Raw genomic sequence first — 15,071 nt, forward strand, 5'->3', positions numbered from 1 at the left:
CAGGTAGCGTGGAAAGCGATTCAACCCGTGGGAGTAGATGCCGTCACAGCTTGCTTCAGCAAATAGGCGAGCAGAAAGCGCAGCACGCGCTGGCTCAAATCCTCGCTGTTCCAATACCCTTTCCAAAACGGTTTTCATTTCATCAAAAGCTACCCGCATAACATCCTCTATCAAGCCAATAATCTGGTTCAAGTACTCCGTATCAATACTTTGTCTATTACTCCTGCCGTTTGGTTAATCCAGGTCAATCATCGCCTTCACAACGCCGGCATCTCGATCCAACCAGTCAGGGAATGTCGCGATCATATCGTCAAACGCTGCGCGGTGGGTAATCCAGGGCGTAAGATTGATGTGCCCCGCTTCCAACATTCTAATCACGTAAGCAAAATCAGCTGCAGTGGCATTCCTGCTGCTCATCAAGGTCAACTCTTTGCGGTGGAATTCTGGATTATGGAATGCTATATCTCCGAGCACAAGCCCAACGAATACAAGCTTGCCTGCCGTCCCTACAAGTTCAAAAGATTGATGCATGGAACGACTGCTACCCGTGGCATCAAAAACGATGTCGGGCATCGCACCGTTCAGGAGCTCACGCAACTGCGCTACAGGATTTGCAGTGGGCGCCACACATGTTGAAATACCAAGAAACTCTTCGCAGAATGCGCGGCGACTGGGGTCGAGCTCGAACACAACGGGCTCTGCCCCTGCGAGCTTAACAAACTGGCTGACTGATAATCCGATAGGCCCGGCGCCGACAACGAGCACTTTATCCTGAACTTTCACCGCCGCTCGCGAAACTGCATGCGCACCAATCGACAACATTTCCACCAATGCAAGATGTTCAAGCGGCAGCACATCTGACCGGTGCAACTTGCCAGCGGGTACAACAAGTGACTCCGCCATACCACCGTCTTCATGCACCCCCAACACAATGAGCTGTTCGCAACAATTGGTTCTGCCGGAGATACAGGCGGGACACTTTCCGCAATTCAAATAAGGCTCAACTGCGCAATAATCACCAATAGCTATCCCGGTCACACCTTTCCCCACCTCCGCCACTTCAACCCCAAGTTCATGCCCCAGCACGCGCGGGTACTTAAAAAAAGGCTGGTCTCCTTCAAACGCGTGCAGGTCCGTCCCGCAAACGCCTATTCGCCGGATTTTAACGCGTGCTTCGCCGGCAGCACATGCACGAATGCTCTCGCGCGCTTCAGCAACAAACCGTCCGGGTTCTTGCAACACAATCGTTTTCATCAGGCAGTGGTCTGGGATTAAATACTTAAAAAGAGAAACAGGCTGAACACTTACATCGCATCCAGATTGGCACCAATATCAGGAGGTTCACAAAACCAAGTCAAAGCTTCGTCTACGGAGAGCCCTGCTGGAAATTCAGCCACATTGGGATGCGTCTCCTTAAAATGCGTGAGCATGAGTTGTTGCATTGCCTGTAACACAACTTCGTTTTCAGGCCGGCCGGCCACATCATGCTGCTCATCTGGATCATCTTCAAGATTGTAAAGCCGGTGCAATAATCCGGATGGAGGCAGCCCTGTGGCATACCCCTGGCCAAGGTCGCGTTTCCCGCTGGTGAATATGTACTTCCAGGTGTCGGTACGGACCATCGCCTTATTATCCGCGAGAAATTCTGCAAAAACATAGCCTTTATGCGTTTCAGCATCTCCCGCTAATACAGGCAACAAGCTTTCTCCCTGAAGCCCCTCCATTGGAGGCAATTCCAACACATCCAATACAGTCGGTACCAGGTCAACGAGTTCCGAAAGGGCATCAGTAATCCGCCCCGGCTCAAACCTATTACCGGCCCGCATAACAAAGGGTGAGCGGATCGCTGGCTCCCACATCATGTGCTTCTCAAACCGCAAATGATCATTGAGCAAATAGCCATGATCTCCCAAATACACAACAAGCGTCTCGTCCATTAAATTATTTGCAGCCAAAGCATCAAGTACGATGCCTGTATTTTTATCCATGTACTCAACAGAGGTGTAGTATGACGCGATGATCCCACGCCGATCTGCCTCCGTCAGGTCGCGAAAGATGGCAGGGACCCAACGGTCATCTTCGTCACTTCCCTGGGGCAACGGCATGTTTGCAGGGTCGTACTTGCCGGCGTATTCAACTGGGAAATTAAAGGGGGAATGCGGCTCATGAAAGCCAACGACTAGGAAGAAAGGATCACTGGTATTGGCAGCGATAAAATCAGCTGCCTTCCGGGCGTAGAAAGTCCCAATACTATGCCGGTCGTATTGTCCACCGGGCAGCATATCAGCATTCAGCCAAATACGCGCGTCGTCGCGAAAGGGACGCCATACTGGGCGAGCGGGAACGTCAGGAATTTCAGAGGCCGACAATTCATCTACATACGCATTGTGGTCTGCCCGCGTGACACGATAGGCAAAGCCATGGGGCAAACTGTTGTTGTAATGCGCTTTACCGATCTGCCCTGTTTTGAAGCCGTGTTCGCCCAGGTGTTCTGCCAGCGTTACCTGTTCTTCGGGAAAGGAAGTACGCAGCAATGTGACGCCGGCTGCATGGGGATACTTGCCGGTCATCAAAGACTGACGAGAGGCACTACACATGGGTGCATTGGCAAAGGCGCGATCGAATAAAACGCCCTCAGCAGCCAGTGCGTCGATATGGGGCGTCCGCACAATCTCATTGCCGTATGCGCCCGTTACGTCAGCTGCATGATCATCACTGATAATAAAAACCACATTCCGGACCTGCGCCGGCTTTTCACAACCGGAGAGACCCGTAAGTACAGCTACCAGTGCAAAAACCAAAAAGCGGAGGGTGGGCATGAAGATCGTGGGATTAACAAAAAACAGCGTGCTTAAAGTTTAGGCATTTTTTTGGGAAATAACAGCTTGACCAGCAACAGAAACCATCGCAAAACCCAAACCTGAGAAGATTTTGCATTTTGTATCACGTAGATTCTCCCTGCTTCTTTTTCGCTTCCTACCAAGAACCCAATACCCCCGGCATACCCGGGCTGAGAAACTATAGAGAAATGCCCTACCTGATAGGACTTGACAGTTCAACAACAGCAACCAAAGCCCTCATAATGGACGAACACGGCGACGTGCTTTCTATTGGCACAGCCGCTTATGACTACAGCACGCCACAACCGCTATGGACAGAGCAAAATCCTGTACTGTGGTGGGAGGGCACCATTAAGAGCGTAAGAGAAGCGCTTGACAAAGTCGACCTGGATCCGGCTGAAATCGTAGGCATTGGCGTTACGGGCCAGATGCACGGTTCTGTTTTTTTGGATAACAATCAACAAGTATTGCGGCCGGCACTTTTGTGGAACGACCAGCGAACGGGAAGCCAATGCGACACCATCCGGGAGCGCCTCGGCAAAGAAAAGTTAGTTGCAATTACAGGCAATGATGCGCTTACCGGTTTCACTGCGCCAAAGATTTTATGGCTCCAGGAAAATGAACCAGATGTGTACAAAAAGGTCAGCCACATTTTGCTTCCCAAAGACTATGTGCGTTATCAGCTAACAGGAGAACTGGCAACCGACAAAGCGGGTGCTGCTGGAACGTTGCTCTTCGACATTGCAAGCCGCGACTGGTCAGATGAAGTACTCGGTGCACTAGGCATAAACTCGGCCCTGTTGCCGACAACATACGAAGGCACTGCTGTTACAGGGCGCTTGACCCAGGAGGCAGCGGCATTATTAGAGCTACGCGCCGGCATTCCGGTAATGGGCGGTGGTGGCGACCAGGCAGCGCAAGGGGTTGGCGTGGGCGCAGTAAAAGAAGGCATCATTGCTTTAACGCTCGGGACTTCCGGTGTGATCTTCGCCGCTTCCAGTAAACCGGCTATTGAACCTGAGGGCCGGCTACACGCCTTCTGCCATGCCGTGCCAGACATGTGGCATATGATGGGTGTGATGCTGTCTGCAGCGGGCAGCCTCCGCTGGCTCCGCGACACCATTGCGCCAGACACAGCATTTGGAGACCTCGTTGCAAAGACTCGCACAATCAAACCAGGGAGCGATGGGCTTATTTTCCTACCCTATTTAACAGGTGAAAGAACCCCTTACCCCGACCCTTATGCGCGCGGCGCCTTTGTTGGACTGACCGTTCGCCATACTCCCGCTCACATGACCCAGGCCGTGCTGGAAGGTGTCGGTTTTGGCTTGCGTGACAGCTTCACTCTGATCGAAGGATCCGGCCTTCCACAGGCTAATCAAGTGAGGATTTCAGGTGGTGGCGCACGAAGTGAAGAATGGCGACAAATCCTGGCCAACATCCTCAATGCTGAACTTGTTACTGTAAATACAACGGAAGGTGCAGCGTATGGCACTGCGCTACTCGCAGGCGTTGGTGCTGGTATTTGGCCTGATGTCCCTACTGCTGCAGATGCGGTCATAAAAGTAACCGGCTCTACTACGCCCGACGATGCAACACGTGAGGCATATGACGCGCATTACCGGCTTTACCGCGAGTTGTACCCGGCGCTTAAGCCGGCTAACGACGCGCTTGCTGGCCTATAGCTCACACCTGCTCGGCTTTGTCTCTGTTTAATTCATTTTTCAGACCAAGCCTAGTTCTGTGTCAGGCCAACACTCAACCCGGTCAGAAACGAAGTCAGTGATAGAATAAGAATCAGATAGGCAAGTAGATAGACACCCCACAGTAACAAGGTGCGTAGCCAGGATGCTGCGTAAACCTTGTGTAAGGCGAATATCAAATACGGCCCCGTCATCACACAGAAGAGCAGCGACCCCAGGGTGGCATATACACTCAGTGGCGTGACAAAAGAGCACAACACGATCAACAACCCGGCAAGCGCCACAGCACTATGATAGTGTAGCGCAAAGATCAAATGACTTAGATACAGTGGCCGGCTGACTTTGAAACCCAGTTTCAAAAAGTAAGCCCAGATCGGCAAGGCCAATATCTGCGCAAGTGCAATAACCAGCGCGTACTCTCGCGCAAGAAAACCAAGATCATTCACCGAACTCGAATCTGCAGTAATCCCTTCAGACGCAGGCAATCGTAATGCGAGGGCTACGAGAAACAACACGCTAATATTGAAAGCAATTCTAAGGGGTGGCGAATAAGGAATTCGCTGGCCAGCGAGATACCTGTACGTCAGATCTCCCGGAAAAAATAATGTAAACACAGTACGCGGATATCGGAAGTCAAAAGAGACAATATCTGCAAAACCCTCCGCCAGAAATGTCCGCAAAGGACGTGTTGTTTTAGTTGCCTCTTGGCCGCAGGAGCTACAGTAAGGCCCGTTTAACGCAGCACTGCAATTCAGGCAATCATGCAAGACTTCAGCTACTGCCGTCTTTCCTCTGTCCAGATCTGTCATACTTCCAGCGCATACATGGTGAATTACCTGCCCAAGGTAACACCGATGCGCGTCAACGAGCAAGCGTCATGCGCGGCACAAGCGAGATTTGTGCACGCTTTCATAATTTTAATTAATATTAGGCAAGACAATCTATGCCACCGCTCCCCGAAGACCATGAAACCTACCGTCGCAACCAGAACCGTTTTACCTGTACTATCCGCCCTCCTGTTCACTGTATTGCTGGCAGGCTGTGCCCAGCAACATAAATTACAGTATGAGACCGTGAGTAACGGCGTGATGTCGATGGAGGTACAGGTCCCAATTACCCCGGAGCAAACGCTCGCTCACCTTGAAGTCCCCGAGGGTTTTTCAGTAAAAGTGTTTGCCGCTGAGCCCGACATCGTCAACCCTATCGGCTTCACGTGGGACGAACGCGGCCGGCTTTGGGTTGTCGAATCAACAAACTATCCGCATGCCTATATCGGCACGGAAACAGGCAATGATCGCATCACCATTTGCGAGGATACAGACGGTGATGGGCGGGCAGACAAGTTTATCCGTTTTGCTGAGAACCAGCCGCTTACCACAGCCATTGCTATTGTAAAAGGCGGCGCCATTGTTGGCCAGGCCCCAGACATCGTATTTATGGAAGATATCGACGGTGACGGCGTCCATGACACAAAGACGCCCATCATCGACGATACCTTCGGGTCCTTTGACACCCATGCGGTGATGAGCAACTTCAAGTACAGCATCGACAATACCATTTGGAGTGCCGTCGGATACTCGGGCATGTTTGAGCGCGGTAAAGCGCCGGCACCCGGTGACAGGTCAAGCCAGAACGAGCGCATCCTGGAAATGGGTGTATTCCGTTTCTCGCCAGATGGTGAACACCTGGAAGCCATGGCCCGGTTCAACAACAACACCTGGGGCATAGGCATCGGTGAAGACAATACGATTTTCGGATCCACGGCAAACAACAACCACGCAATCGTGATCGGCATTCCGCTCCGCTATGGTGCAGATATGAACGTGGCCAACGTACAAAGCCACTTCCTGATCAAACATGCGTCAACCCGCTCACTGCAGCAGGTTGACTATCGCGATGGCTACACAGCTGCTGCCGGCGCATTCCCCTATGCCGGCCGCAAGTATCCTAAACAATACTGGGGTGCACTCATGGTCACAGAGCCAACGGGGCACGTTGTACACACCACATACCTGGAACCAGACGGTGCCATTTTCAAAGAAAAAGACGGCGCCATTGATAACCTGCTGGCAAGTGCTGATGACTGGGTTGCACCTGTTTTCGCAGACCTGGGTCCGGATGAAAATATGTGGATTGCCGACTGGCACAACCCGGTGATCCAGCACAATCCTGACGGCCGCGGAATGTTCAACCAGATCTGGAATGCAGAGCGCGGTGAAGGCAATGCGCACCTCAACCCCTTGCGCGACACCGAACACGGTCGCGTATATGTGGTCTCGTATGACGGCGGTAAGGCAGATAACATCTCCAGCCTTTCACCAGATAAACCTGATGGCCTCATTGATGGCATAAAAAGCACCAACCAGTTTTGGCGACTGACGGCACAGCGTCTGATTGTCGAAAACCAACTCACCGACCTTGCGCCGGCGTTGATTGAGCTGGTCAATGACAAGTCGGTAGATGCACTCGGTCTCAACACGGCTGCAGTTCATGCATTGTGGACACTGCACGGCCTCGGACACATCAAAAGCGCGCAAGAAGCCGTTCAAGTTGCACTCACTCACCCATCAGCTGCCGTACGCAAGGCCGCAAACGATGTACTCCCGGCAACTACTGCCGCTGTTCGCCAGATAGCAGATGCCGGCTTGTACCTGGACAAAAACCTCAATACACGCCTCGCCGCTGTACTGAAAGTAGCTGACCTTGGCGATGCGGCCACAGAAGAAATCAAGGCTGCTGCCAAGGTAGCCGGTGAAGGTGGCGACGCCTGGATTGATGCTGCACTTGCCTTGCTTGAGCCGGAAATGGTTGAACCAGTCGTGGAAACAAAGCCCATAAAGGGCAGCCTACCGACAGCAACCATTACCATCAATACCTCTACGGTTGAAATGACTTTCCAACAAACGGAAGTCACCGCCTACGAAGGCCAAACGATCAATCTGGTGCTCAACAACCTGCATCCGGACTTGCACAATATCGTCGTACTCAGGGCAGGCACCGATGTCGATGCGTTTGGCCAAGCCCTGAACAGCTATGTTGCAGATCCTGACGCGATCAACAACGCCTATGTACCGCCGGCATCGCAAAACCTGGTTATTGCTTCTTCGGGTGTATTGAGCCTGGAAGAAACGGAGACCATTACGCTTGAGGGCTTGCCAGCCGGCACGTACACTTATCTTTGCACGGTGCCCGGACACTGGGCAGTGATGCAGGGCACATTGCGTATTGAACCGATTGATCAATAGCCTGACTTTCAGCAGAACGCGCTAAAACACTTCCTCCTAAAAAAGGCCAGCCAGCTTCCTGCGGGCTGGCCTTTTGACCTTTTCAAACTGCCTGTTTCTCGAAACGCCAAAACCACCAACCGGGCTATGACGAGATAGTATGAGCCATTCTTTGGTCCATACGTGTGTTTATAGATGAGAGTCAAAACTAATGATTAAACCCACAATAAAGTCATGGAACTACCACGCGGAAGCCGACGGCCAAGCCTGTCGACCATCAGCCCGAGTTCAAACGATATGGTACTTGCACTGGGTACCGAGCATCCTGAAGAAGTTATCACTGTAACCATTCCACCAAGCACGGGCGTCAACAAAGCCGATGTTTATTTACTTGCAGATACAACCGGCAGCATGGGCTCTATTGTTAGAGCGTTAAAATCTGGCGCCAATAGAATTATAGGTTCTCCATTCACAGGCGTAGATATCGCGTTTGGTGTAGGCAACTACAGAGACCTGCCTGAAACAAACCCACCGTTTATTCACCAGACAGCACCCACCACAAACAAGAGTGAAGCGATCAACCAAATCCACGAATGGCGTGTAGCAGGTGGTGGCGATAGGGCAGAAGGCCAGCTATTTGCGCTTAACGCTTTAGCAGAAGCGCCTGAAGGCCCAGCTATCGGATGGCGCAAGGACTCCAAACGAATTATTGTCTGGTTTGGCGATCAACCAGGACACGACCCGATTTGCACGGCAATGTCAGGACTTGATGAGGACATCACCGAGGCCTCCGTGCGTGCCCGTCTAGTTGAAGAGGATATTACAGTAATTGCTATTAGTACGAATGGCAGGGGCCTCGACGCTGACCCCTCACGCCTATCAGCCGACTATGCAAGCGTTTGCACCATTGGAGGTTCTGAGGGACAAGCCACAAGAATCTCCAGCGAAACAGGAGGCACCCACGTCACAGGTATTCGGCCTGATCAGATTGTCGATACGATCATCGAACTGGTCGAAGCGGCCGTACAGGACGTTGGCGAAGTGAAGCTTGTACCCTCACCTGCCATTGCTCCGTTTGTAGAGGCAATTTCTCCTGTATCTTTCAAAGACCTGCCAGGTGATGAAGAGCACGTGCTCCACTTCACAGTGAAGTGCCGCGGCGCACTGCCTTGCGAAGCCGAGGACAAAATCATGGTTGGTGCAATGGATGCGATTGCAGACGGCGCCAACATTGCAAGCCAGTCTGTGCAGATCACTGTGCCGGCCTGCAACCCGCTCCGGCTCACACGCTTTGTACTTGTCGACGCTGAGACCAACGAAGACATCCGCGTACTCGCTGAGAACGATGTTTTGGACATGAGCACACTCCCGTCAGCACTCAATGTGCGCGTTGAAGCAGGTGACGCCGTACAATCGGTGCGATTTGCCCTAACACCAGCGCATGCAGACTTACAGGTTGAGGAAAACCTGCGCCCTTACTCCCTTTTTGGAGATATTGGCGACGATTACAACCACGGCTCGTTCCCCAACGGCAACCACACCATTACGGCTGTTCCGTTTTCGGAATTCAGAGCAGGAGGAGAAGAAGGCGCTCCGCTTTCTGTGTCGATTCAAGTGATTAATGGCATGAATCCCATTTAGCCACACACCAGTCACATTGATCAAAGAAGGCTTCCTGTTACCAAACATAGGTATTTCAGGAAGCCTTCTTTATACGTTATCCATACCCCAAAAGGCATTATAGCTCGGCAACCAAACATAACACCTTGTTTTAATACTACGGCCAACAACGCTATAGACAGTACAATCTTATCCGATATGAGTAGCAACACGCTATTTTAGCCCAACGATCAATTGGCATCCCCACTGTTTAGCATGTACTCAAGAATACTCGGTCTACTTGGCCTGCTTACATTTTTTGCCGCTCCTGCTTTTGCCCAGTTCGACGAAGACCTTTATCTCTCTGGTTACTTCCAGGGGCAGTACAAATCTGAAGTTTATGAAGTGGCAGGTGTCAAACGCAGCTTAAGCACGTTTTCACTTCAGCAAATCAATTTTCTCTTCAAAAAGAACTTTGGCGACCGCTTTAGCAGTTTCATTGACCTCGAATCTGTAAACACGTACACAACAGAAAAGGGCTGGGGTGCGATGAAGTTCTCAGAAGCCTGGCTCAGCTTCAACCCCAAGCGTTCACTCAATATCAAGCTCGGGCTCCAGGTACCTGTATTCAACAATCTAAATGATATTAAAAACCGGACTCCGCTACTCCCCTATTTATTCCGGCCTGTTGTTTATGAATCGTCCTTTAATAACTTCCTGCAAATCACAGCTTTTGTACCAGATCAGGCGTACATCAACGTAGAAGGGACACTGGTATCCAACCGGCTCAAGTTCGACTACGCAGTCTACATGGGCAACGAAACAGAATTTGTACCCCCAGATGCTTTGTCCCTTGTGCCGGCAAGCACCGACACCACAAAATCCAAGCTTTTTGGCGGCAGAATAGGGATTCGCCGGGGAGAGCTCAAGGCCGGCATATCAGCAACTCGCGACCATACAAACCAGCAACAGGGCGGCCTGGGTGCGGTTCGCCGTCACAGGATTGGAGCCGACCTCTCGTTTTCAATACGCGCCTTTTTTGTTGAGTCTGAGCTTATTTCACTCTTGCACAACCTTACAGATGCCCAAACACAAACATTGACCTTCGTCAGTGCACAAAGTCCGGTTCTTAATGCCAGTCTTGACAAGCTCTTCTACTATTTCATGCTTGGCTACAGACTCAACGACCGATTCACGTTATATGCCAGCTATGATCATCTGGAAGATCACGCGACGGTATTGATAAAGAAAGGCGTGGACATCTTCTCTTTTGGTGTGGCCTTCAGACCAATCGATTCTGCAGTACTAAAATTACAGTATATAGACTACTATATGCTCGAAAAACGTTTCCCTGATTTTCGATTCAGAGGCCAGTCTTTTTTTACTGGTGTAAGTGTAATTTTCTAGCGCATCAACACGGCACGCCGGCATGAAACTCATTTTGTCACTTCTCATTTTTGCAGCCTGTGGCTTCCCCAACAATACGGAAGCTCAAATTGCTATTGCCACACACAAATCAGTGATGGTTTCAGAGCTCAACGAGCAAGAACTTATTGACATTTTCAGCCTCGAAGAAAGCCACTGGTCCAATGGGGGCAGAATTGTACCAGTTGAACTGAAGGGGAAAAGCGACATCAAGTCTCAGTTCTATGCATTGATTGGCCGCTCCCCGAACGAAATAAAACGCAAGCGGCTCCGCATTGTACTCGCTGGCGATGGCGACCCACCTATTCCCGCAAAATCAGCAGAGGAAATGCTGGCGAAAATCAGCTCAACACCAGGTGCCATCGGTTACCTGCCGCTGCATCTGGCTTCCGCAGATGAAGTAAATGTAATCCACATCATCGAAAACTAGCGCCCCCGATGCCTGGAGCCACCATCGGTCTACTGTGCCCATGATGTTATCGCTGAAATACAAGATTCTTAGCTCTGTTCTCGGGTTAGTTATTGTACTTTCGCTGTTTTTCATCTACCTGTTTCCAACCCATCAGCAGCAGCAAATAGAAGAAAACTTTACAGAAACAACCCGCTCCCTGACTGCCACGGTAGCCCTTGGGGTCAAGATCGCACTCAATAGTGATGACTTTCTGGCTGTGGATGAAACGATAGAGTTTGCCAAGAAAGATCCGCATTTGGCCTTTGTCGCCGTTATTTCAGACGATGGCGACAGTTGGGCGTCGTACCCACGCGACTTTGCACTGACAGCGTTTGACACATCAAACGTATACATCGCAAGGGCAAACCTCGAGACAGAAGCCCTTCATGGCAAAATCTTACTGGGACGCACCACAGCTGCCATTGCAGAAAGCACCTCCAGCGTGCGAAAGCTTACGCTAATGGCTTGCATCATTGCACTTTTACTAGGTGCAGCCGGCGCATACTTGCTCGCCAACAGTATCGAGAATCCTGTTCTTAAACTCTGTGAACTCGCAAAAAAAATAGGCCAGGGTGAACTCGAGCAACGCGTCCATATCACTTCCTCGACGGAACTCAACATTCTGGCTGAGTCGTTCAACCAGATGGCGACTGACCTGTCACATTACATCGAAGCAGAAGCTGCTTCACGAGCCAAGAGCGACTTCTTGGCTACAATGAGCCATGAAATCAGGACTCCGCTGAATGGTGTCATTGGTATGGCTTCTTTGCTACAAGACACACCGCTCAACGAAGAACAGCAAGATTTTGTCAGCACCTTAACAAGCAGTAGTGAAACACTTCTGGTGCTGGTCAATGACGTGCTGGATTTCTCAAAGATTGAATCTGGCCATCTTGAATTTGAACAAAAGCCGTTTGATTTACGCAACTGCCTTGAAGACATCCTTGAATTACTAGCACCAAAGGCATCAGAAAAACAGCTTGATCTCACCTTCGACTACGAAGGTGCCACACCGTTTTCCATTGAAGGCGATGCCACAAGGCTACGCCAGGTTGTCACAAACCTTGTGAGTAACGCGCTCAAGTTTACTGCTAGAGGAGAAGTCTCAGTACAGGTTCGAGCATTGGCACAGGATGAACAGGCGTGCACATTGCAGTTCAGTGTCAGGGATACCGGAATTGGCATCCCTGAAGCGCGCCTTGATGCGATCTTTGATCATTTTACACAAGTAGATTCATCTACAACCCGCAAGTATGGAGGCACTGGACTCGGGCTCGCTATCAGCAAGCAACTTGTGGAGCACATGGGTGGCAAACTATGGGTAGAAAGCATTGAAGGCGTGGGTTCTACGTTCCATTTCACACTCACCACAAATAAGGCCCAACACCAGACAAAGACACCGTCTTCAAGCTACGATTCATTCCCTGGTATCCGCGTACTCATAGTTGACGACAACGCAACAAACCGCAAAATTCTGGTGCGGCAAACAGCTAAATGGGAAATGTCACCAACAGCTGTTGCATCGGGTGAAGCAGCCCTGCGCTGCATACAAGATGCACCTCTTTACGACCTTATTGTATTGGACATGCATATGCCCGCGATGGACGGTGTGACACTGGGCAAACAAATCCGCGCGCTACCTGCTTATGCAACCGTACCGCAAATTATTCTAAGCTCATTGGATAGCATGGTATCAGGCCGGCTTGGGGCGTTTGAAGCAGCATTAACCAAGCCGGTAAGAGAACGGCATCTGTGCCGTGCGTTCAGCAAAGTGCTAGCCAGTCAAGCACAGACGCTAACCATTACCCTCTTTGGCTTCGACACAATCACAACAAAAATTGTAACCAGGCTACTTGAGAATAAAGGCCATATGGTCCAGAAAGTCGGCAAGTCTCAGTTACAATCAAACATGGACAACAGCACCTTTGATTTGCTACTCCTGGAAGAGCAACACGCACTAATGGGCTCCCCTGATGCAACGGTAACAATACCAGCAACGCAGCAGATTGCCCATGTTTATGCAAGCGCGGAGCTCACCGGAAATATGGACCTCCTACTCAACGAGCAACTTTCAGGATTTGAAAAGCTGGTTGCGTCTGTTTGAAAAGACAGCCTGAAGCAAGACAGGATATCCGTAATAAATCCCGAGACCAGATAATCACCTGCATCTCATACTCAGGGCTTCACGTTGAGTAGAGATTCGAGAAAATCCCTGGTACCGGCTGGGCCGCTAACAGCAAGCCACACGGGACCTTCCGCAGCGGCTATCTGCAATTCAAAATCCATAAACCGACAGCATTTTCTTTCTTTATTTATCATTTCAACAATGTTAGTCAGCAGCTGATCAGACACTTCAAATCGAAATCGGTATCCAGAACGGAGCGGCTGCAATTCTTGAACCTCTGAAAATAGCTCCGTCAATGTTGTTGCCTTGCGCTGCGCCAGCGCTTCACTTGAAAGTTCACATACTACGGGTAAAGACTTCATTTTATGACCGCTGTTAAGTTATGACTTCCTGCAGTTTAACTACATAAGACGAGATCGAGTTCATGTAATAACAGGCTATTCGTCGTATCGCACGGCATGGAAGTATACAGGATCATCTATGGTGTCCCATGATGAAGCTCCAACCCGACCGAAGTTCGCGGCTTAAAGCCTGTCCAGTTTTCTTCCGTAGTAAATTGGGCTGCATCGAGGTATTTTTTGTAATCGTTCATGCCCTTGAGGTGGATCCCCAGGAAGGCTGTCACAAAATGTTGGTTGATGTTATTTATCCTGCGTTGATCCCATGCCGAATCCGCGTACCGCAGATATTCATCGATATGCAATCCTGGTTTCATTGCTTCTGGAGGCGGTGGGTTTGGTGCGATATTGTGTCGTGCATTGAGATACGTGAGCAGAAACCGGTCTGAGTTTATTGCACCATCATATATGGCCTTGACTCCTTTTTCATAGCCAGAAATATCGTCTTTGCTTCCTGCAATGAAAAAGGACGGGATCTTGATGCCTGCCAATCCTGCGGCATCCCACACGCCACGCTCCATGCCCCACGGCGCCAGTGCAACAACTGCTTTCACGCGAGGGTCTATGGAGTCTTCAAAAACAGGATTGTCTTTTGCACGTTCATTAAGCGCTTGACTGCCCCCCGACATCACACCAAAGAACTGAACCGCCTGCGCGCTATAGCCGGCGCCGGCTACATTTATCACCCCGTATCCGCCCATCGAGTACCCAATCAACGCCGTCAGTTCTGCATTCACCAGGCCCGCAAGGAAATGATCACCTGGATTACCCAGCCGTTCTATTTCATCCAGCACAAACAATACATCCAGCGATCTATTCAGCAAGGTACTGTTAAATGCATTGGCATCTCTAAACGTAGACTCCGTATGGTCGATTGAAACAACTACATAGCCCTTTGAAGCAAGGTTTTCGGTCAAATAAGTAAACAACAAGCGTGACCCTGTATACCCATGCGAAACGATGAGCAATGGATATGGACCGCCAGACAAGTCGGGTGTTGCGTTTCGGCTTGCCCGGCCTTCAAAGTTAAACGGAATGAGTGGTCGATCTTTTGAATTCGCGTTGCCTAAGACCTGTTCATAGGTAACGAACTCAGGCTCTCCTTCAGCCAGCGATGCTGGATACCAGACTTCAGCAACCAAAGGACGGTCATAGCGCGCCTCTTCTCCCTGTTTGGAGTTTAGAATATCCACTTGATTCTTGTGGAGCAGATTGATGGTCTGCACCCCTACCGCGTAGTTACCTCTGGCAGATAACTCAGGGGCATCTGGCAAGAGATCTCCATTAATAAAACCGCTGGTCTGAC

At 50.5% G+C, this 15,071-nt stretch carries 12 protein-coding genes; 6 read left to right on the top strand and 6 right to left on the bottom strand.

Annotation, left to right across the window (positions count from 1 at the left end):
* The 3 genes from AAF564_20010 to AAF564_20020 form a co-directional block, all read right to left on the bottom strand.
* Positions 1 to 192 (bottom strand): Ldh family oxidoreductase (locus AAF564_20010; GenBank protein ID MEM8487846.1); only part of this gene is annotated, 192 nt, incomplete at its 3' end.
* A 42-nt stretch (positions 193 to 234) separates the two neighbouring features.
* Positions 235 to 1,254: a zinc-binding alcohol dehydrogenase family protein gene (locus AAF564_20015; GenBank protein ID MEM8487847.1), complete on the bottom strand. Its 1,020-nt coding sequence runs from the start codon at positions 1,252 to 1,254 to the stop codon at positions 235 to 237.
* A 50-nt stretch (positions 1,255 to 1,304) separates the two neighbouring features.
* Positions 1,305 to 2,819 (bottom strand): sulfatase, encoded by a 1,515-nt coding sequence (locus AAF564_20020; protein ID MEM8487848.1) that lies wholly within the window; start codon positions 2,817 to 2,819, stop codon positions 1,305 to 1,307.
* 209 nt (positions 2,820 to 3,028) lie between these two features.
* Between AAF564_20020 and xylB the strand changes: the two genes are divergently transcribed.
* Positions 3,029 to 4,525, top strand: a complete 1,497-nt coding sequence (gene xylB / locus AAF564_20025; GenBank protein MEM8487849.1) for a xylulokinase — start codon at positions 3,029 to 3,031, stop codon at positions 4,523 to 4,525.
* Positions 4,526 to 4,575: 50 nt separating this feature from the next.
* On the opposite strand, the gene AAF564_20030 is transcribed toward xylB, so the two are convergent.
* On the bottom strand, positions 4,576 to 5,157 hold the full coding sequence (locus AAF564_20030) for a hypothetical protein (GenBank protein MEM8487850.1): 582 nt from the start codon (positions 5,155 to 5,157) through the stop codon (positions 4,576 to 4,578).
* Positions 5,158 to 5,508: 351 nt separating this feature from the next.
* On the opposite strand from AAF564_20030, the gene AAF564_20035 reads away from it, so the two are divergent.
* From AAF564_20035 to AAF564_20055, 5 genes are all read left to right on the top strand, one after another.
* On the top strand, positions 5,509 to 7,788 hold the full coding sequence (locus AAF564_20035) for a PVC-type heme-binding CxxCH protein (protein MEM8487851.1): 2,280 nt from the start codon (positions 5,509 to 5,511) through the stop codon (positions 7,786 to 7,788).
* 213 nt (positions 7,789 to 8,001) lie between these two features.
* Positions 8,002 to 9,408, top strand: coding sequence for a vWA domain-containing protein (locus AAF564_20040; protein MEM8487852.1), 1,407 nt, complete (start codon positions 8,002 to 8,004; stop codon positions 9,406 to 9,408).
* Between the two features lie 234 nt (positions 9,409 to 9,642).
* A complete protein-coding gene (locus AAF564_20045) occupies positions 9,643 to 10,773 on the top strand; it encodes a hypothetical protein (protein ID MEM8487853.1) in 1,131 nt (376 codons plus the stop codon).
* Positions 10,774 to 10,795: 22 nt separating this feature from the next.
* Positions 10,796 to 11,221: a hypothetical protein gene (locus AAF564_20050; GenBank protein MEM8487854.1), complete on the top strand. Its 426-nt coding sequence runs from the start codon at positions 10,796 to 10,798 to the stop codon at positions 11,219 to 11,221.
* Between the two features lie 40 nt (positions 11,222 to 11,261).
* Positions 11,262 to 13,346 carry an ATP-binding protein gene (locus AAF564_20055; GenBank protein MEM8487855.1) on the top strand — a complete coding sequence of 695 codons (2,085 nt, stop codon included), beginning with the start codon at positions 11,262 to 11,264 and terminating at the stop codon, positions 13,344 to 13,346.
* A gap of 71 nt (positions 13,347 to 13,417) precedes the next feature.
* Here AAF564_20055 and AAF564_20060 read toward each other — a convergent pair whose 3' ends face one another.
* On the bottom strand, positions 13,418 to 13,729 hold the full coding sequence (locus tag AAF564_20060) for a hypothetical protein (GenBank protein MEM8487856.1): 312 nt from the start codon (positions 13,727 to 13,729) through the stop codon (positions 13,418 to 13,420).
* Positions 13,730 to 13,845: 116 nt separating this feature from the next.
* On the bottom strand, positions 13,846 to 15,071 hold a 1,226-nt coding region (locus AAF564_20065; protein MEM8487857.1), incomplete at its 5' end, for a dienelactone hydrolase.

This window comes from Bacteroidota bacterium, assembly GCA_039111535.1.
Taxonomy (GTDB): Bacteria; Bacteroidota; Rhodothermia; order Rhodothermales; family JAHQVL01; genus JBCCIM01.

Excerpts from the sequence above, each read along its gene's own strand:
- AAF564_20015 (MEM8487847.1), bottom strand. The coding sequence starts at position 1,254 with ATGAAAACGATTGTGTTGCAAGAACCCGGACGGTTTGTTGCTGAAGCG.
- AAF564_20020 (MEM8487848.1), bottom strand. The coding sequence starts at position 2,819 with ATGCCCACCCTCCGCTTTTTGGTTTTTGCACTGGTAGCTGTACTTACG.
- xylB (MEM8487849.1), top strand. The coding sequence starts at position 3,029 with ATGCCCTACCTGATAGGACTTGACAGTTCAACAACAGCAACCAAAGCC.
- AAF564_20035 (MEM8487851.1), top strand. The coding sequence starts at position 5,509 with ATGAAACCTACCGTCGCAACCAGAACCGTTTTACCTGTACTATCCGCC.
- AAF564_20040 (MEM8487852.1), top strand. The coding sequence starts at position 8,002 with ATGGAACTACCACGCGGAAGCCGACGGCCAAGCCTGTCGACCATCAGC.
- AAF564_20045 (MEM8487853.1), top strand. The coding sequence starts at position 9,643 with ATGTACTCAAGAATACTCGGTCTACTTGGCCTGCTTACATTTTTTGCC.
- AAF564_20050 (MEM8487854.1), top strand. The coding sequence starts at position 10,796 with ATGAAACTCATTTTGTCACTTCTCATTTTTGCAGCCTGTGGCTTCCCC.
- AAF564_20055 (MEM8487855.1), top strand. The coding sequence starts at position 11,262 with ATGATGTTATCGCTGAAATACAAGATTCTTAGCTCTGTTCTCGGGTTA.
- AAF564_20060 (MEM8487856.1), bottom strand. The coding sequence starts at position 13,729 with ATGAAGTCTTTACCCGTAGTATGTGAACTTTCAAGTGAAGCGCTGGCG.